This window comes from Methanococcoides vulcani (assembly GCF_900111645.1).
Lineage (GTDB): Archaea > Halobacteriota > Methanosarcinia > Methanosarcinales > Methanosarcinaceae > Methanococcoides > Methanococcoides vulcani.
On the sequence record NZ_FOHQ01000004.1, the window covers coordinates 210,731 to 229,630 of the forward strand.

The window sequence follows — 18,900 nt, forward strand, 5'->3', positions numbered from 1 at the left end:
TTCTACCTCTTACTTTTATAGTAAATGGTTAACGCTTTATACAGTTGCCAATATAATCTCTGTATATTCATTGATCTCTGCTAAGGCTGCTTGTTTCGGTCATCTGTTGTATCTCATGGCAGAGTAAGTTCAACATTAGTATATTTATTTGATCAAAGGAGTGTTTGCCAGATGTTCGACAAAACCGTATATCTTGATAATGCTGCCAGTACTCGATTGGATGAGAGGGTACTTGAGGCAATGAATCCGTATTTTTTTGATACTTATGCAGTTGCTACTTCCGAATTCGGTTATTCAATGGGCATTGATGCTAAGGAAGGGCTTGAAAGGTCCCGGAAGGTAATTGCATCAGCTCTTGGTGCAAATGCCAATGAGGTGGTGTTCACTTCGGGAAGCACTGAATCGAGCAATATGGCAATAAAGGGAGTCCTTTCTGCATTGAAGGGTAAGAAAGATGATCACATAATCGTATCCCGCATGGAAGACTTTTCCGTACTGAATACTGCAAAGATGCTTGAGAAGCAGGGCTACAAGGTCGATTTCATAAGCGTTGACAGTGAAGGGATCGTCGATCTTGAAATGCTTAAGGCTGCTATTACTCCTCAGACTGCACTGGTCTCTATTCAGCATGCAAATCAGGAGATCGGTACATTACAGGACATTAAGGCCATAGCAGATATCTGTAAAGAAAAGGAGGTCCTGCTACATACTGATGCAACTCACAGTTTCACAAGGGTCCCTCTTGACGTAGACCAGATCCCTGTTGATCTTGTAACGGTCTCAGCACATACTATTCACGGTCCTCGTGGAGTTGGAGCCCTGTACATAAGGGAGGGGACTCCTATCAACAAATGGATGGACGGAGGCTTCCAGGAGTTTGACCGGCGTGCGGGTATTGAGAACATCCCTGGTGCTGTAGGCTTTGCAACGGCGGTTGAACTGGTAACTCCTGAGGAGAACGAACAGCTTAAAGCAATGAGGGATCGCATTATCGAGAGGGTACAAGCTGAGATCTCCAGCGTTACGCTTAATGGCAGTGCTACAAGCAGACTGCCACAGAATGCTAATCTGACATTTCATTATGTTGAAGGTGAATCTATCACATTGCATCTGGATATGATGGGATTTGCTGTGAGCACAGGTTCAGCATGTTTTAGTCGCTCACTTGAGGCAAGCCATGTGATACTTGGTATAGGTGGCGACCATGAGCGAGCCCACGGGTCATTGCGTTTCAGCTTCGGAAGGTTTAACACCATGGAAGATGCAGATTCTATTATTGATGCGTTGAAGGAAGTTGTTGTTAATCTAAGGGCTATCAGCCCGCTGTCAGCAGATGAGTAAATCAATATCGAGGAATACAAGAGGTGGTCCTATGAATTTCCCTTATAGTAAAGAGGTACTTGAGCATTTCAAAAACCCGCATAACGTGGGTAAGATGGAAGATCCGGATGGGAAGGGTCTCGAAGGCAGTGCAGCATGTGGGGACATGGTTGCTGTTTACTTGAAAGTGAATCCGGATTCCCTTGTTATTGAAGATATCTCCTTCGAATCTTACGGTTGTGCATCCAACATTGCTACAGCTTCTATTATTACTGACCTTGCAAAAGGAAAGACCCTTGATGAAGCCAAGAAGATCACATGGAAGCAAGCTTCCGAAGCACTTGGCGGACTTCCTGCGGTCAAAGCACACTGTTCTGTACTGGCAGTAGAAGGTCTTCGCTCCGCTATACGTGACTATGAGGAAAAGCATGGGATGGTCGTGGAGAAAGAGCCAACCGATGAGGAAGTTGTCAGAAGACGCCTGAAACATGTGATGAACCCTATAAAAGGTCTGGACATCATCAGGACCGAACTTGTGATGAAGATCGTGGTCAATGAAGGCAATATCCGGGTAGTGCTTGACCTTCCATCCCATCACCAGTTCGCAGCCGCAATAAAAGAGGACATCATTGAGAAGCTGGAAGCTCTCTGGGATGTTGAAAGCGTCACGGTAGATTTCATCTCCTGATGCTTTTCTTTTGATCTTTTTATTTTTAAAACGGGTTTTTGGTAAATATGGAAATAAGGTCTATTACTCCCTGTAAGAGCGGTCCGGATATTCAGCATGTCATCGCGCAACTTGACAATGAGATCGATATAGCAAAGGCATGTGAATCTCTAAAAACAGAAGATGGAAAATCGATCAAATTCTTAAGATGCTCAGAGGAGCTTGGAGCCATCCGTTTCACTTCCGGTGCTATGATGGTCCTTGTTTATAAAAGTGGCAAGATCACTATAAGGCATGCTGCGAGTGAGGAAGTTGCAAAGGGGCTACTGGACAGGATCGCTGAGCTTGTGGAATAAGTTATTGTTGGAAGAACGGTACTAAATGTTCTTTTAAAAATAGTCTTTTCTTTATTTCCTTACTTTTTCAGATATATCTATATAAGTCATTTATTGCTGCATGTCTGATCATTTATCAGTCCCTGCCACGTTTTTACCGGCAATGATAAACTATATATATTTTTCACCGTTATGTTCCTTAGCATTACAGGCGGTTGTATTGAACACCGCTTTAAGGATCCGGCCGATCCGATGCAGTACTTTCACATTCAAGAGGTCTTCATATGGATGACGAAATGGATAGTATTCTAAAACAGATAAAAGAACAAGATCCAGAGCTATTTTTACAGGTGGAGAAGATCATACCTTTCCACGGCTATTTGAGCACAGGGGCACTTATGGGTCTGCAGATGCTCAATATGGCAAAGAGACTCCTTGATGTTAAGGAAGGTGAGCGCATCTACGCTATAGCAGAGACATATAACTGTGTTCCTGACCCGTTCCAGATAATCGAGGGTGCTACCATCGGAAATAAGGGGCTCAGGGTAAAGGATTACGGGAAGATGGCCGTTACGGTCAACAAGCGTGGTGCACCGGGTGATACAAAACTGCCTGCTGTAAGGATATACCTTGATCCTGAAAAGACAAAGGCATACCCGAAGCTTCATGCATGGTACATGAACACTGAGAAAGTGCCTCATGAGGTTGTTGTCCCGATAGCTCTTGAAGCCGGAGAGAACATTTATTCTTATACTTTTACAGAGATCGAAGTACCGATCAAAAAAAGCAAGCAAGTAAAGCTTTGTGACAAATGTGGAGAGAGCTTTGTCTGGTACGAAGGGGAAGCACTTTGTGAAGCATGCAGACATGAGCATTAATTACGGAGTAGATTAGATGAACGAAATAGTGGTTTCGACAAAAGATAACAAGCAAGTGGTATATCTGCCACACAAGTGCATTGGTTGTGGAACCTGTACAATGGTATGTCCTAAGGACACCCTGATCATAGGTTCCGTGGGACCTGTTGCCAGGGGACTTATCAACAAGGACTTCCTGGACATTACAGACACCTGCATTACATGTGGAATGTGTACCAAGATATGCCCAACAGGCGCTCTTGAGATGAGAGAAGATGGAAAGCCTGTGTGTGGCGATAACTTCCTGTGCAGCACTATCGCACCAACAACTGTGAACGACGACTGTGTACACTGTGGTCTTTGTGAACAGATCTGTCCACAGGGTGCTATAGAGGTCCAGCAGTGGCTCGCAAACGATGGCAGCGCACGTGTAGATGGTAAGACTATCATCGACAACGACACCTGTGTACACTGTGGATGGTGTGCTGAAGTATGTCCAAAAGATGCTATCGCTGTCCAGAAGCCTTTTGCAGGTACCTGGGTACGCGACGAGGATGTCTGTCAGGCATGCCGCACATGTGTGGATGTATGTCCATGCAATGCACTGTTCAACCCTGAATGGGATGTTGGTGAGAGGGTCGACAAGGTCGCACAGCGTCCGGATGCATGTCTGTATTGCGGTGCCTGTGCAGTCGCATGTCCTGTAGATGCTATCGATGTGCAGAAGACCGCGATTCTTACAGCTATGGAGAAGAAGACCGTCTTCGAGAAGAAGCTTCTCAACAAGCCATCAGCAACACCTGTTCTGACATCTGTACTTAAGACCGATGAAGATGCCTGCCTTGGCTGTGGTAACTGTGTCATCGTGTGCCCTGTCAATGCAAACTCCTCAAAGTTCATTGCAGCTGGTGCACTCAACGATGTTGACGAGAAACCTTTGCTTGAGGTAAGGAATGGTACTGTCAAGGTCATCGACCAGGAAGCATGTGGCTCATGTGGTGCCTGTGCAATGATCTGCCCGACATCCGCAATATGGCTTGAGAAGAATGAGGTGGAATAATGACTGGAACTATTGTAATTAAAAATGGATCTGTTTATGACCCGCTCAACGAAGTGAACGGTGAAAAGCAGGACATTTTCATTAAAGACGGTAAGGTCGTATCTGAACTTTCAGATGCTGATATGAAAGATGCTAAGGTCATTGACGCAACAGGCAAGACCGTAATGCCTGGTGGTGTTGACTCTCACTCACACATTGCCGGTGCAAAGGTCAATGTCGGTAGGATGATGCGTCCAGAGGATGGTTACAAGGCAACCATGGGCAAGACCGCAATCACCCACTCCGGTTCAGGTGAGACCGTACCATCTGTCTACATGGAAGGATATGAATACTCACAGATGGGATACACAACCGTCTTCGAGGCAGCTGTTCCTCCTATGGAAGCACGCCACACACACGAAGAGATGCGCTCTATCCCAATGCTTGACATGGGTGGATATCTTGTTCTTGGTAACAACTGGTTCATGATGCGCTACCTGAAGGAAGGCGACATCGACAGGGCAGCAGCATACGTTTCCTGGATGATGAAGACCCACAAGACATACGGTATCAAATGTGTCAACCCGGCCGGTGTGGAGAACTGGGGATGGGGTAAGAACGTTTCTTCCCTTGACGAGGCAAACATCCACTTCGAGGTTACTCCAAGGGAGATGATCGACGGACTGACCGAGGTAAATGAGATGCTCGGTATGCCAATGTCAATGCACCTTCACGCAAACAACCTTGGTCATCCAGGATGTTATGAGACCACAAAGGAATCTCTGAAATTGTCCAGCAGTGTGAAAGCAAACCAGGACATGGACATCGAGTGGGCTGAGACAAAGATCGACCCAAGCAGGGACCAGTCCGTGTACCTTACTCACATGCAGTTCAATGCATTTGCCGGTACATCCTGGCGTGACTTCGAGTCCGGTGTCAAACCTCTTGCAGATTACGTTAACAACGCCGACCACGTTGTAATTGACAGTGGTTGTGTACCATTTGGTGAAGCAACATGTATGACCGGTGATGGTCCAGCCATACACGACGTCGCAGTACTCACTGGTGGCAAATGGTCAAACACTGATGTTGAACTCGAATGTGGTGCCGGTGTCTGTCCGTTCACATACCTGAAGAGCAATCCTGTTCACAGTACCCAGTGGGCAATGGGTCTTGAATGTCTTCTCCTGATCGATGATCCATGGAAGACTATCATGACAACCGACAGTCCAAACGGTGGTCCATTCACCAAATATCCACTCGTTATGACATGGTTGATGTCCGAGAAGTTCAGGGATCAGACCTTCAGTGAGTGCCACAAGTGGGCGAACGACAGAAGCACACTCGGTGGAGTCGACAGGGAAATGTCCCTTTACGATATTGCTATCCTGACCCGTGCCAACACAGCAAAGACGATCGGTATGGCACACAGAAAGGGTAGCTTCGGTGTCGGTGCAGATGGTGATGTTACTATCTACGACATTGACCCAAGCAAGATCGACACAAGGGAATACTCCGATCTGATCAACAAGTTCAGCACCGCTGAATACACCATCAAGGACGGACAGGTCGTCTGCCACAACGGTGAGATCACAATGATCCCTGAAAGGAGAACCTACTACACCGATGTGAGTGTTCCGGACGCAAACGAGAAGGAAATGCTCAAGGATGTGCAGGAATGGTTCAGGTATTATTCACACGGTTTCAACCACTATCCAACACCTGAGAAGTACCTCGTGAACCCAACAGCGATCAAGGTAAACACGGAGCAGTGATATCATGGCAGAAGTTATTCTTACAGTAAATACTGAGATCGGTATCAAAGTAGAGGCAGATGTTATCACTACTGATACATTCGCCGGTAAAAACAAAAGTGAGATCGAGTCACTGCTGGTATGGCAGGGACCAAAGCAGTTCCCACTCTCTTCCTTCTTTGATGTAGAGGGTGATGCAGGAAGTTCCGCAGAGGACACTTCCATTGTCGTCAAAGGTGACACTTCCAGAGTGAAGCGCATCGGTGAAAAGATGACAGCAGGCAAGATCACCGTTGAGGGATCTGTAAGCATGCACGTAGGTTCCCAGATGGAAGGTGGCGAACTTCTTGTCAAAGGTGACGCTGACTCATGGGCAGGAATGGAGATGAAGGGCGGACTCCTCCACATCGAAGGTAATGTTAAAGACCACGTAGGTTGCGCATACCGTGGAAAGTGGGTAGGAATGTCCGGTGGACGCATCGTCGTCGATGGCAATGCGAACAACAACCTTGGTGGCGGTATCAGCGGCGGAGAGATCGTCGTTGGTGGAAATGTCGGTCACTACTGTGGTATTCGCCAGAACGGCGGTCTGATCGCTGTAAAAGGAAATGCGATCCGCGCAGTTGCTGCTGAGATGACAGCCGGTACAATGGTTGTTAACGGAACCATCGAAAGGTTCTCACCCGGATTCGAATATATGACAAACGAAAGCGACCTTAAGTTCGATGATATAGAATGCCCTGGTAACTTCAAGAAGTTCCTCGGTGACAATGCTATCACAAAGAGGCCAAAAGGCACACTCTATGTCAATCAGGCAGCAAACATGGATCTGTGAGGTGTGATGATGAAAGTATTACTTAACACAGGAAGTACCATTGACGAGGGCAGGCTTGCAAAAGGCGGTGACAAATATACAGAGGATTACAGACAGGAATGTGCTGTATGCTGGATCTCACCTTGTGATTTTGCATCCCTTGGAAGCCCGGAAAAAGTAAAAGTAACAAGTAAGGACGAAAAACATTCCATCATAGTTTTCACAAAGTGCACAGATGCTGTTATGGATGGAAATGTATTCATGCCAAGGGCGATCTGGTCCAACGTGGTCATTGATCCTGACACATTCTCAACAGGTTCCCCTCTCTACAAGGGTAACCCTGTAACTGTCGAGGCAGGAGAGGGCGAGGTGCTAAGCGCAGAGGATGTTGTCCTTAAACTGTACATGGGAGGTAATTGATATGGTTTTTAAGAACATTATGTGTCCGGTGTGCGGAGCTTCATGTGACGATATTCAGGTAGAGCTCGGGGACAACGAGATCACTGTCAAGAACGCATGTAAGATGGGTAACGGAAAGTTCCAGGAGATCGTAAGCTCACACCGTCTCAAAGACCCACAGGTCAGAAAAGATGGAAAGCTTCAGAAAGCTGCATGGGACGAAGCACTTACAAAGGCAGCAGAAATGCTTGTAAACGCTGAGAGACCTCTTTTCTTCCTCGGAAGTGAGACCTCATGTGAGGCACAGGAAGTAGGTCTTCACATAGCAGAGTACCTTGGCGGTGTAGCAGATTCCAACGCTACCATTTGCCACGGTCCTACTGTAATGGGTATCCAGGAAAGCGGATGTCCGGCAGCAACAGCAGGCCAGACCAAGAACAGGGCTGATGTTAACATCTATTGGGGAACCAACCCTCTGGCATCCATGCCAAGACACATGTCAAAATATGCTGTCTTCCCAAGAGGCTACTGGTCCAAGAGAGGCAGGTTCGATCGTAAGATCATCACAGTCGACCCAAGAATAACTGACACTACAGTAGCATCAGACCTTCACGTCCAGCTCAATCCAAACACTGACTATGAGCTGTTCAGCGCACTGCTGACACTTCTAAACGGCAAGAGGCCACACCCATCTGTCGAGCAGATCACAGGTGTGTCAATTTCTATGATGGAAGATATGGTCGAGACGATGGTCAATGCAAACTTCGGTAGCATTTCCGTTGGTCTTGGTCTTGGTTCATCCATTGGTAAGCATAGGAATGTGGAGCTTGGACTTAACCTTGTCAAAGAGCTCAACAATAACCACGGAACAAAGTTCGTACTCGGTGCACTGAGAGGCCACTGTAACGTAGCAGGTTTCAACCAGATCGCATCATACCTGTACGGATATCCATTCGGTATCGATTTCTCAAGAGGTTATCCAAGATACAACCCTGGAGAGACCACAACCGTGGATGTTCTGAGGGAGAAGGACGTAGACGCTGCATTCGTAATGTGCGCTGACCTTGTCAACCACATCCCTGCAGACGCTGCATCATACCTGGCAGAGATCCCAATGACCTGCCTGGATATTGCACCATGTCCAACAGTAACTGCTTCAGATGTTGTTCTTCCTGGTGTTATTGACGCAATGGAGAATGATGGTACATTCTACAGGCTCGACAACGTGCCAATGTACTTCAAGCCATTCACAACCTCTCCATTTGAGTTCACCCAGAGCAACGAAGACACACTCAAGCAGCTCTTCGCAAAGATAAAGGAAATTGCATAATCATGCCGTTGGATTGGCACGTCGAGAGGAAGATCGGTCAGAACAACTTCTGGCGGGATGAGGGGAGGGATGTTTCCGCTCCTTATCTTCCTTACAGGTGTGTCGAACTTACGGAAGATGGCAATAACGAAATAGACGTGGATGTCATCGTTGAGAAAGAATTCCATCTTTCTCTCAATGATGTTCCACTTGCTTCTTTTTTTGCAACCCCGAGGGAGTTCAAGGAACTTGCTGTGGGTTTTTTGTTATGTGAAGGTTTTATTGATCACGCCATTGACGTTATCTCAGTGGAAGTTGAAGATGACAAACTGATTTGTCATGCGGATATCTGTCCGGATCGCATCAAAAAGACCAGACGCGATATTGACCCGGATTCAAGATTCGATTTTTGTAGTTGTGCCATTGGTTCAAGACCATGCAGGAAAAAGATCGGAAGCGAGCCCGAACTTGAATTTGACCGGAAAGTATTCTTCAAAGCAATTGAACACCTCAAAAGTGATGCAAAGACATGGCGACGTACCGGAGGTACACACTCGGTCATCGTCTGTGACAGCGAAGGTGACATCTTAGCATTCTGTGAAGATGTGAGCAGGGCTTCAGCAGTTGATAAAGCAGTTGGCAAAGCAGCCCTTGCAGGCGTTGATCTGTCAAATTGTGCAATAGTCGCTACCGGCAGGCTTTCAGTCACAATGGTCTCAAAAGCTATCAATGCAGGAGTTTCCGTACTTGCCAGCAAAGCAGGTCCTATCAATGAGGGAATTGATCTTGCAAGGGCGGTAGGGTTGACACTGGTGGGTTTTGTCCGTCCTCCTCACATGTATGTCTATAATGGCATCGAGAGGATTATTTGAAGGGCTTTTGTACCCAATCATACCAGCAACTATCATTCCATCTTCTTGAGACAAAGACAATAGACCTCTATCCCTGCACCACGGCATGCTGTCATTCTGCTATTATCAATCCCTGCACAAACAATCCCCAGACGTATATCTTCGGGATCGATCCCGTACTTTTCAGCATAAGGCAGCTTGAACCTCTGCACCTGGCCGATAGCGTTGTCCTTTGCATTGATCTCTATCTCTATCAAAAAGTGCTTTCCTTCACCATCGATGAAGACTGCATCTATTCTTCCGCCATCGACCTCCACTTCGATCTCGTGGAAGGTAAGTCCGGGTTCTATCATCTCGGGAAGGCTTGTGATCATCCTTGAGATATCATCTTCGGAAATATGGTTCGAGTCCAGTGCATCTTCCACACTGGAGGAATTCCGGATAAGGTTCAGGTACTGGATAGCGGTTGTTAACTTGTTGTTCTTCACGTTCGGGTAAACTGAAATATCCTTCCCGTCGTGGGAATGGATGAGAACCCCTACATTGCTCAGGTTCTTTTTGCGTGATATGGGAAGTGAACCCCTGCCTTTGCTGACAACCCCTATAGCGTTCTTTCTGCTGATCACACGAATGGATTCGATGAGCTCGTCCTGTTCTTCATCCGTAAGATCCTCTATATGCAGTATCTCAAAGTTACATTGATGGCTAGCCATGACCTTTTCGAGTGAATCTCTGATCGGTCTTATCGACTCTGTGGGTGTGTCTTCCCTTGTGTAGAACTTGAAAATATCCATATTTTGTTATTCCTGTTACTGATGGGTCCAGCTCATATTTCATTTAACGAATGACACTTTTTCACCACATTTCTTAAGCAAATGCTTCGTGCCTCCGGCTTCACTGACGACCTTTAGCATAGTATCGGTATCGTTTATTCGTGTTCCCATCACCGCTGTAAATCCTTTCTCATAGAACGGCTGTGGCAACATCACTGCAGAAGGTCCGAGAAGGATTGCTTCACGTGCATTTCCTTTCAGGGATATTAACTCGTCCGTTGTACCGTTTACCAGTGTACTGGCAGTGATTATAATAATATCGGATCCTGAAAGCACTTCGGAAGCATTCTCCTGTGGGACTACGTTTATCCGCTCATCAATGATGTCCTTCTTTTCGATCACTGTCAGCTGGTCTGTGATCTTCAGTATCCGAGGGATCAGGGGGCTAAAATGACCTACCATTCCAACTTTGTCCCCTGGTCTTATAATATCAAGCACGTCAACATCGGAAAATGCGTGCCTTTCAGGATACAGATCGCATATCATGGTTGCCAGTGCATTTACCGTTGCTATTCCGAGAACAGCCTTAAGCAGGTTCTTTGAAAGCGCCATCTCCATAACCTCTGATGCAGGTTTGCCTGTTATATCTCCTGCATTCGGGAGTGTTGCACAGTGAGCTGAGCTTGACTGCAGTTGTGTGGCAGCAATACCTCCGTAGCCGTTCGTGATCCTTACTCCGCTGTAAACGACGCCAACTCTGGCATCTTCCACATAAATATCATCCAGATCTTCGCCAAGCTCTTGTCTGATCTGATCGAGCAACATTGAAACTACAGAATCATTTTCCATTTTATTCACGCCTGCTGTCTTTCCGTTAGAGTTGGTCTATTTTCGTTGTGAGGTCAAAAGGTTTTGCATAATATGGCGCGGTAGTCACAACAATATCAACAGCTGCTGCATATTTTGGTATGTCTTTAAATTCGATGCCGCCAACTGCGATCTCAAGTTTAGGATTGAGCTTGCGAAGCTCAGGTACAACTTCCGTCAATTCCTCCGGAGTGTAGTGATCAAGAAGAAGTACGTCTGCAATAGGTGCATACTGGAAAACCTCTTCTTTTGTCCGTGGTTCTATCTCGATCTTTCTCATGGAACTAAGCTTCCCGAAAGAACCTACCACATTGAAGTGATTTTGCGTAATAAGGACCGAATCGCTCAGGGAATTGCGGTGATGACCCCCATCTCCTGCCCTGACGGCCTTAAGCTCATATTTGCGAAAACCCGGGTGTGTTTTCCTGCTGGTGGCAATCTTTACATCAGGATTAACAGCCTTTGCAGCATCTGCAACGTCTTTTGTTTTTGTAGCGATAGCACATGTCATGGAAAGGAATGTCTGTGATATCCTCCATAACTTGAAAAGCAATTTGAGATCTCCTTCTGCCTCAAAAAGGACTGCATTTTCTTTGAATCTTTCACCGTTTTCCAGAAAGAAAGTAACTTCCAGTCCTTTCTTTTCATAGAACTCCGCAAGGTCATCTGCACAGGCTGCAATACCTGTATCTCTTGACATTATCTTAAGAGTTCCTTCTCCTTCGATCTGAAGGAGCTCAGTGGTCTCATCCCCATAAGGGCAATCTTCCAACAAATAGTGTTCAAATGGTTCTATCATCCTGTCACCTTTTATGATGTATCAATACAGCCGATGCTTTATGGTATTGACTTCTGTGATTTGAATTGCAAATATCAATAGGTCTATAAATAGGTTGTCAACTTCTTCGGAAATTAACACTGTTAAATTATTACTTTGGAAAGTGAGCTTTGCAGTTTCGTTGTATACACAGCTCCTTTCATTGCCTTTTCTATGTATATTAGAAAGAGTCGTGTAGGGTCAGGTATGAAAGCACAGCGATTCTGGCAGCAAGCACGCCAAATATCTCTACGTTTCCTCATACCTGATCTCTACTTTTAAGCACCGCCCCGGTCTTCAAAGCTCAAGACCGACTTTCCGATGGAAAATTTGATGATTTTTCCATGGATTGTATGGTTTCGGTGCCTGCACATATGTGATGGCCTATCACCCTGTTCAAGAGTATCCTTCTTCCTCTGCCGGAGTAGATGAACTTATGCAGGGAATGCAGGTGAGATACAGGGGGGACCGATCATATCAGTGTGATCTTCGAGCCGAATGTGCATTTTTTGTTTATTTGATCTCATGCACTGGGCTGAGCGTTATGTCCTCGTTATGTATGAATGAACATAACGGTTATAAATTTATCGATTGAATCTCATACCTTTTTTCCGATAAATTGATATTTACAAAAAATTATTGCTATAGCATGGAACTATCACGCATAGTAGAAATGCTAGAAGAGATCGCACCTCCTGAACTTGCAGAGGATTTCGATGCTGGCAGGATCGGCCTTACGCTTGATCTGGATAATGATGTCACCAGGATCGCGGTTGCACTTGACCCTACGGAGTATGTGCTAAAACGTGCAGCCCAGATCGGTGCGGACCTGCTTATCACTCATCACACGCTGATATTCCATTCTGTGAACCTGATCTCAAAAGAGCTTGCAGGTCTTTTAAAGATCGCTCTTGATAATGGTATTTCTCTTTATTCCATGCATACGAACTATGACCGGGCTGAGGGTGGTGTTAATGATGTGCTTGCCCAGCGCCTTGGCCTTGTTGATGTGAAGGATGTAGGCATGGGTCGGATCGGCAGGATCGATGAGTGCTCTGCTGATGTTTTCGTGAATCATGTTTCAAAGAGCCTTAACACTCATCTCCAATATGTGGGTGAGAAGGATTCCATAACAAATGTAATGGTATTTGGTGGCAGTGGCTTTAAGGACGATTTCCTTGACATCGCAAGGGAGCACAATGTCGATGCTTATGTTTCTGCCGAACTTAAACATGATGTCCTGCGTAATTATGATGACATCCTGCTTGTGGATGCCACTCATTATGCTACAGAGAACCCTGCAATGGAAGCACTTTGTGAGCGTCTCAAGAACATGCTCAACATTGATGTGGAATTTATTGATAACGACCCATTTATCGGAATGGTATGAATGAGCACAAAAGAAGAAGCCGCAGCAGTAGCAGCAGGAAATGGAACAGGAACAGAAGAAGAAGAAGAAGAAGAACTGACGGACGAAGAACTGGATGAACTGATGATGGAGCAGTCTAAAGCTCCCGGGTGCAAAAAGCACAGGGGCTATGGGAAGTTTGACAAACCGCCTGTTAATCGGGGAGTAGCAGTAAGTTCTGATGCTGACAAAGAACAGGGTGAAATAGAATAACAGGAATAATAGCAGGAATAAGAACAAAAATAAATTTTATTCAAAATAGGAATACTCGCAAAATAAGAAAACAGGGATCATATGAGCAAAAAGCGGACCGTGGGTGGAAATGTAGGATATTTTCCATAGTATGATATATTCCACCGTTTGTTCCTGATCTGCCTTTGTTTTTTCTTATTCTTTCGTCTTATTATCAATTACCCGCTTACCACATTCCATGGGTACGATAGTTAGTTCTGCATCTCCGAATTCCTGTCTTAAAGGTTCTTCCTGTGCGATCCTGTCCATGGTCAGGGCAACTGCAGCAACTTCTGAGTGTGGCTGGTTACCTACCGCAACATTCCAGTCTGCCATATCATATATCTCAGAAGGAACTTTCTCAGCACCAACCACGATCATGAGCTTCTCACAGCCTTTGATCTCATCTGTCGCATCAGGCAGGTTTATCCCGTACATGGAAAGATGGCAGACCTTGCCGCCTTCTTCTTTCCATTTTTCGATCTCGCTTTTCCAGTTGACATCGTTCTCAACGTAAAAGCTCCCTCCCCAGCGGTCAGCAACATCTTCGATGGCATTCTTAATGCCTTTGTCATTGGATGCCAGAAGCATTCCTTCCGCACCAAGTGCTCTGGCTGTCAGTCCGACATGTGTGGTTATTCTCTTATCCCTCTCAGGACGATGGCCCAGACGGAGTATTACTACTCTTGGCATTGATCTCATATCTCCTTGAAGCTCTGGATGCGTTCCAGGAGCATACCTTCAACAATGAATGGTGGTTTTGCATTAGCATTTTTGAAAGCAGTGTTCAGCTTTGCTTCTTTCTCAGCATAGATCGTGAACAATTTATCTCCTTCTTTGATGGGTTCGCCTAGCTTCTTGTGGAGCAGTAAACCTGATCCTTTGTCATTTGGGGCACCTGCGATCCTTGCGATCTGAACAAGCCTTTTGTTGTCAAGTTCCAGGATATATCCATTGGTAGGGGCAAGAATATCTCTGGTGAACTCACCCACTGCAATATCCTTGTGGGTTACATTCGGGTTTCCGCCCTGTATCTCGATGATCTCTTTGAACTTTTCAAGGGCCTTTCCATTCTTCAGGGTCTCGATAGCGAGATCATATCCCTGGTTCTTAGTTGCCACCCCTCCCATTTCGAGAAGCATTCCTGCCAGTGCTGCACTCTTTTCTATCAGACTGTTAGGGCCGTCGAAATTCTCAAGGACCTTTAATGCTTCAATGACCTCGAGTGCGGGACCAATTGTGCGTCCAACAGGTGATGCGCCGTAGGTCAAGGCACAGTCAACGTCCATTCCAAGCCTGTCTCCCAGATTAATGAGATCTCTTGCAAGCTTTCTTCCTTCCTGGACATTTGGTATCTTTGTACCGGGACCGGTCGGTATGTCCATAACTACGTGGTCTGCACCAATTGCACCTTTTTTGGCCATAATGGATGCCAGCATCTGGCAGTGCGGGTCAATGGAAAGCGGATACTCGACCTTAATGAGCTTGTCATCAGCAGGTGCGATGTTCGTGGCTCCTCCCCATACAAGAACGCCGCCAACTTTTTCGGTCATCCTCTTTATCTCATCAGCATCGAATTCTACCGGTGCAAGGATCTCCATCAGGTCCGCAGTTCCGCCTGCTCCGGTTATTGCTCTTGAGCTGGTTTTTGGTATGACAAGTCCGTTGGCTGCAACGATGGGTACTATAAGAAGTGAGATCTTGTTTCCCGGCACTCCGCCGATGGAATGTTTATCCATGATCGGGTGTGTGTCGAACTCAAGTTTATCCCCGGTATCGATCATAGCCCTTGTTAACCATTCTGTCTCATCGTCGGTCATATCATTAATGTAGGTTGAAGTAAGGAATGCTGCAAGTTCGATCTCACTAAGGTTTTCTTCCACAATGTCCTTGACAAGTATTTCGATCTCTTCTTTGCTGAGCTTTTTAGCATCCATGACCCTTTTGATGATGTATGTTGATCTTGGTTTTTCTGCAGGGAATACCTCTATGCTTTCGGTCCACTCCTTCTGCATTGCTTCCTTGACCTCATGGTAAAGACCGATCATTCCTGGTGATATCATGTCCTCGGTAAAATCCACAATGGCTGTCAGCGTTTCATGATTCTTTATTCGAACGCGATCCCCTTCATTGACACCAAGCTCTTTTGCATCGATGGTGTTCAGAATAACTTTGTATTTGCCAACTTTGATATCAATAGGTTGTACTTTTAGTTGCATATTTTTCACCTTAAACTCTGTACTACTTTTGTTTTTGTGGATAAATAGATTTACATTGGCTCACCCAGTCTGGGTATGTTCGATCTTTTATTCTTTTGAATTAACCAATAATGATTTATAGCGCACAATATAATAATGATAATGATGAGTTATGAGGGTAATCTGCGGTAACTATATAAGCCGTAGATGCGTACTCTTTTTAGCAACAATTAAAGACTGGCATGGGGGCCTTAATGGTTCTTATTGTTGTTATGATCAGGAATGGCGATTACCAAAGGCGTGGTATAATGGTTGAAAATTTGAATCCTCAAAGTGCCGAGAAGGAAGACGAGATAGAGTCTGTGGAAGATGGCATCGTTGATATAGTAGACATAGTTGAAGATGATTCTCTTTCAGGGGAGCTTTACACAGAAGAACTTGATGATAATATCGAGGACATGGAAAGCATTCCCACTGATGATGAAGATGAAAGTGAGGATCAAAACAAACTACCAGAGGAAATTGAATCCTTATGGGAAAAGACGATCAAAGAAATTGCAGAAGAGGAGGAAGAAGTTGAGGAGTTTGAAGAGACTCCGATGTTCATTTTCAAGAAAGAACCTTTCTATCATCGAGTGATCAATGCTTTTAAGACAAAGGACTTCGAGGTAGAGGAATATGATGTGGCCATCCATGGCCCGCTTGTAGATATTGCTCTGGATGAAGAATCCGGTTTTGAAGAGATCGAGTTCTTTGAAATAAACCCACCTTATTCTTATGTGAGGATCTCTTATAATTCTGAACTTCACGAGTATCAATATCAGGTGCTTGAACCAGAGTTTGCGGATGAAGAAGATAAATTGTTCAGGATGATCAAGGAACGTATAGCTGAGGTTCTTCATGCACACTTGAAAAGCATGTCACGAGAAGTGGCAGAAGAATACCTGCGCAAAAATGTCAATTCTTTCCTTGTTGATTATAGGATCAGGCTCACTACCCTCACACGCGAGAAGATCATGTACTACATCATCCGTGACTATCTCGGATATGGTGAGATCGATGCCATGATGCGTGATGGACTAATAGAAGATATATCGTGTGATGGTCCGAACACACCGGTTTTCATATACCACAAGAAGTATGAGTCTATCCCTTCAAATGTGCTGTTCGATTCGGATGATCATCTGGACCCACTCTCTATCAGGCTTGCACAAATATGTGGTAAACACATTTCCATAGCAAATCCGTTGCTTGATGCAACATTGCCTGATGGTTCACGTATACAATTAACACTTGGAAGGGAGATCACTACCCGAGGTAGTACTTTTACCATACGTCGATTCAATGAGGATCCGATCACACCTTCCGATCTTATTGGTTATCATACGTTCTCGACAGCAATGCTGGCATACATGTGGCTTGCTGTAGATTCAAGCAAGAGTGTCATCTTCTCCGGAGGTACTGCTTCAGGAAAGACCTCTGCAATGAATGCAATTTCAACATTTATCCAGCCGGAAATGAAGATCGTTTCTATTGAGGATACAAGGGAATTGAACCTTGCTCACCCCAACTGGATCCCCGGTGTTACACGTGAAGCCTTTGGTGGCGAATCAAAGGGTTCCATTGAAATGTACGAGCTGTTGAGGGCATCACTGAGACAGCGTCCGGAATATATCCTGGTGGGTGAAGTAAGAGGTGCTGAAGCCTATGTTCTGTTCCAGGCAATGTCAACAGGACACACAACGTTCTCTACCATGCATGCTGACTCTGTGCAGTCAATCGTACACAGGCTTGAGAACCCTCCGATCAATATTCCGAGGATCATGATACAGGCACTTGATATTGTATCTTTACAGGTTCAGGTAAAAGTCGATGGTGAAAGGGTCAGGCGGTGTAAAACTCTTACAGAGATCGTTGGTGTTGATCCAAGGACTGGTGAGTTGCTGACAAATGAAGTATTCTCATGGAATGCTGCAAAGGACCTTTTCCAGTACTCAGGTCGTTCCTATGTTCTCGAGAGTGTTATGGATGCAAGAGGCTGGACCGAGGCCATGGTAAGGGAGGAGTTACAACAGCGTCAGGATGTCATGGAGTGGGCACGCTTGAAGAAGGTTACCCATTTCAGGGACTTCTCTAAGATCGTGGTTGCGTATAAACGTGAACCGGAAACACTATTGAAAGTTATAAGGCAGGATCTGAATGGATAATTCATATTTTAGTATTGCATTTGCAATATTTGGGAAGTATTATGTGAACAAACGTTCAAAGTATTTCTCTCTTAGAAAAAACCTTTTGAGAAGCAGGATCAACATAGGTTATGACAGATACCTTTCAGGTGTCCTCCTAATGGCACTTCTAAGTACATTGCTGTTGTTTATCCTATTCAATGCCCTCCTCTACGTTGTTCCAATTCCTGATATTTCCGGAATTGCACTTGGTTTCCCTGCATGGACTGCAAAATATGCTTCCTATAAGCTCCTTGCGATCCGCGTATTTGGAGGTATTGCATTTGCAGGACTTTGCTTCAGCAGTATCTATTATTTCGCCATGTTCTATCCGGCGATTGTGGCATCTGAACGAAAGCGAAAGATAGAACAAATGCTTCCCTATGGTATTAATTATATGTCTGCTATGTCCGGAGCAGGGGTTCTTCCGGTAGATCTGTTCCGTTCCCTTGCATCCAATGAAATTTATGGTGAAGTTGCTGTGGAAGCAAGATATCTTGTGCGTGACCTTGAAGTATTGGGGTATAACCTTGTGAGTGCAATGAAGAACCTTGCAGCTTCTACTCCTTCCCCAATGATGCAGGAATTCCTGCAGGGTTCTATTACCGTTGTAACATCAGGTGGTGATCTGGAGCCTTACTTTAAGATCAAGGCCGATCAATATCTCATCGACAACAGGCAAAGACAAAAGGAATTCCTTGAGACGCTTGGCATTATGGGTGAAACATATGTTACTGCATTTGTCGCAGGTCCTCTTTTCCTGATAGTCGTAATATCGATCGTAGCATTAATGGGTGGAGCAGACTTTATGTTCCTTTATCTGATGGTATATGGTATAATCCCAGTTGGAACCCTTATGTTCATAGTTCTTGTCAGTGCAATAACGCCGGAGGACTGAGAAAATGAAGGATGTAGAGAATACTGGATCTGATGATATTACCGAAACTGGTGAGATTGCTGAAACTGGTGAGATTGCTGAAACTGGTGAGATTGCTGAAACTGGTGAGATTGCTGAAACTGGTGAGATTGCTGAAAC

General features: G+C 45.3%; 19 protein-coding genes. 14 read left to right on the forward strand and 5 right to left on the reverse strand.

The window, feature by feature from the left end:
- Positions 1-171: 171 nt before the first annotated feature.
- From BMX02_RS07835 to fdhD, 10 genes are all read left to right on the forward strand, one after another.
- Positions 172-1,341: a cysteine desulfurase family protein gene (locus BMX02_RS07835; protein ID WP_091690123.1), complete on the forward strand. Its 1,170-nt coding sequence runs from the start codon at positions 172-174 to the stop codon at positions 1,339-1,341.
- A 31-nt stretch (positions 1,342-1,372) separates the two neighbouring features.
- The gene (locus BMX02_RS07840) at positions 1,373-2,008 is read left to right on the forward strand and encodes an iron-sulfur cluster assembly scaffold protein (protein ID WP_091690124.1); all 636 of its coding nucleotides are present in this window, start codon (positions 1,373-1,375) and stop codon (positions 2,006-2,008) included.
- 47 nt (positions 2,009-2,055) lie between these two features.
- Positions 2,056-2,343, forward strand: a complete 288-nt coding sequence (locus BMX02_RS07845) for a hypothetical protein (RefSeq protein ID WP_091690125.1) — start codon at positions 2,056-2,058, stop codon at positions 2,341-2,343.
- Positions 2,344-2,606: 263 nt separating this feature from the next.
- Positions 2,607-3,200 carry an FmdE family protein gene (locus BMX02_RS07850; RefSeq protein ID WP_091690126.1) on the forward strand — a complete coding sequence of 198 codons (594 nt, stop codon included), beginning with the start codon at positions 2,607-2,609 and terminating at the stop codon, positions 3,198-3,200.
- 16 nt (positions 3,201-3,216) lie between these two features.
- Positions 3,217-4,239 (forward strand): 4Fe-4S binding protein, encoded by a 1,023-nt coding sequence (locus BMX02_RS07855; protein ID WP_091690127.1) that lies wholly within the window; start codon positions 3,217-3,219, stop codon positions 4,237-4,239.
- Positions 4,239-5,993 (forward strand): formylmethanofuran dehydrogenase subunit A, encoded by a 1,755-nt coding sequence (locus tag BMX02_RS07860; protein WP_091690128.1) that lies wholly within the window; start codon positions 4,239-4,241, stop codon positions 5,991-5,993. Before BMX02_RS07855 ends, BMX02_RS07860 begins: the two co-directional genes overlap by 1 nt.
- A 4-nt stretch (positions 5,994-5,997) precedes the next feature.
- Positions 5,998-6,807 carry a formylmethanofuran dehydrogenase subunit C gene (locus BMX02_RS07865; protein ID WP_091690129.1) on the forward strand — a complete coding sequence of 270 codons (810 nt, stop codon included), beginning with the start codon at positions 5,998-6,000 and terminating at the stop codon, positions 6,805-6,807.
- Between the two features lie 9 nt (positions 6,808-6,816).
- The gene (locus BMX02_RS07870; protein WP_091690130.1) at positions 6,817-7,206 is read left to right on the forward strand and encodes a molybdopterin dinucleotide binding domain-containing protein; all 390 of its coding nucleotides are present in this window, start codon (positions 6,817-6,819) and stop codon (positions 7,204-7,206) included.
- Position 7,207: 1 nt separating this feature from the next.
- Entirely contained in the window at positions 7,208-8,515 is a 1,308-nt protein-coding gene (locus BMX02_RS07875) for a formylmethanofuran dehydrogenase subunit B (RefSeq protein ID WP_091690131.1), read from the forward strand.
- Between the two features lie 2 nt (positions 8,516-8,517).
- Positions 8,518-9,366 (forward strand): formate dehydrogenase accessory sulfurtransferase FdhD, encoded by an 849-nt coding sequence (gene fdhD, locus BMX02_RS07880; RefSeq protein ID WP_091690132.1) that lies wholly within the window; start codon positions 8,518-8,520, stop codon positions 9,364-9,366.
- A gap of 32 nt (positions 9,367-9,398) precedes the next feature.
- Here the strand turns inward: fdhD and BMX02_RS12310 are convergent, their stop codons facing one another.
- The 3 genes from BMX02_RS12310 to BMX02_RS07895 are packed head-to-tail and all read right to left on the reverse strand — an operon-like array spanning position 9,399 to position 11,784.
- A complete protein-coding gene (locus tag BMX02_RS12310) occupies positions 9,399-10,139 on the reverse strand; it encodes a PDDEXK family nuclease (RefSeq protein WP_091690133.1) in 741 nt (246 codons plus the stop codon).
- A 39-nt stretch (positions 10,140-10,178) separates the two neighbouring features.
- Positions 10,179-10,967, reverse strand: a complete 789-nt coding sequence (locus BMX02_RS07890; protein WP_091690134.1) for a Rossmann-like domain-containing protein — start codon at positions 10,965-10,967, stop codon at positions 10,179-10,181.
- A 25-nt stretch (positions 10,968-10,992) separates the two neighbouring features.
- On the reverse strand, positions 10,993-11,784 hold the full coding sequence (locus BMX02_RS07895) for a beta/alpha barrel domain-containing protein (RefSeq protein WP_091690135.1): 792 nt from the start codon (positions 11,782-11,784) through the stop codon (positions 10,993-10,995).
- 667 nt (positions 11,785-12,451) lie between these two features.
- Between BMX02_RS07895 and BMX02_RS07900 the strand changes: the two genes are divergently transcribed.
- The gene (locus BMX02_RS07900) at positions 12,452-13,192 is read left to right on the forward strand and encodes a Nif3-like dinuclear metal center hexameric protein (protein WP_091690136.1); all 741 of its coding nucleotides are present in this window, start codon (positions 12,452-12,454) and stop codon (positions 13,190-13,192) included.
- On the forward strand, positions 13,193-13,423 hold the full coding sequence (locus BMX02_RS11900) for a hypothetical protein (protein WP_091690137.1): 231 nt from the start codon (positions 13,193-13,195) through the stop codon (positions 13,421-13,423). It abuts the gene before it with no gap.
- A gap of 174 nt (positions 13,424-13,597) precedes the next feature.
- Here BMX02_RS11900 and BMX02_RS07910 read toward each other — a convergent pair whose 3' ends face one another.
- Positions 13,598-14,134, reverse strand: a complete 537-nt coding sequence (locus BMX02_RS07910) for a tRNA (cytidine(56)-2'-O)-methyltransferase (protein ID WP_091690138.1) — start codon at positions 14,132-14,134, stop codon at positions 13,598-13,600.
- 5 nt (positions 14,135-14,139) lie between these two features.
- Positions 14,140-15,660, reverse strand: coding sequence for an AMP phosphorylase (locus BMX02_RS07915; RefSeq protein ID WP_091690139.1), 1,521 nt, complete (start codon positions 15,658-15,660; stop codon positions 14,140-14,142).
- 233 nt (positions 15,661-15,893) lie between these two features.
- Here BMX02_RS07915 and BMX02_RS07920 point away from each other — a divergent pair, with 233 nt between their 5' ends.
- Together BMX02_RS07920 and BMX02_RS07925 are read left to right on the forward strand one after the other, a co-directional pair.
- Entirely contained in the window at positions 15,894-17,846 is a 1,953-nt protein-coding gene (locus BMX02_RS07920) for a type II/IV secretion system ATPase subunit (RefSeq protein WP_244624942.1), read from the forward strand.
- A 139-nt stretch (positions 17,847-17,985) separates the two neighbouring features.
- Complete coding sequence (locus tag BMX02_RS07925) at positions 17,986-18,762, forward strand: type II secretion system F family protein (RefSeq protein ID WP_244624933.1); 777 nt, start codon at positions 17,986-17,988, stop codon at positions 18,760-18,762.
- The last annotated feature ends 138 nt before the right edge of the window (positions 18,763-18,900 follow it).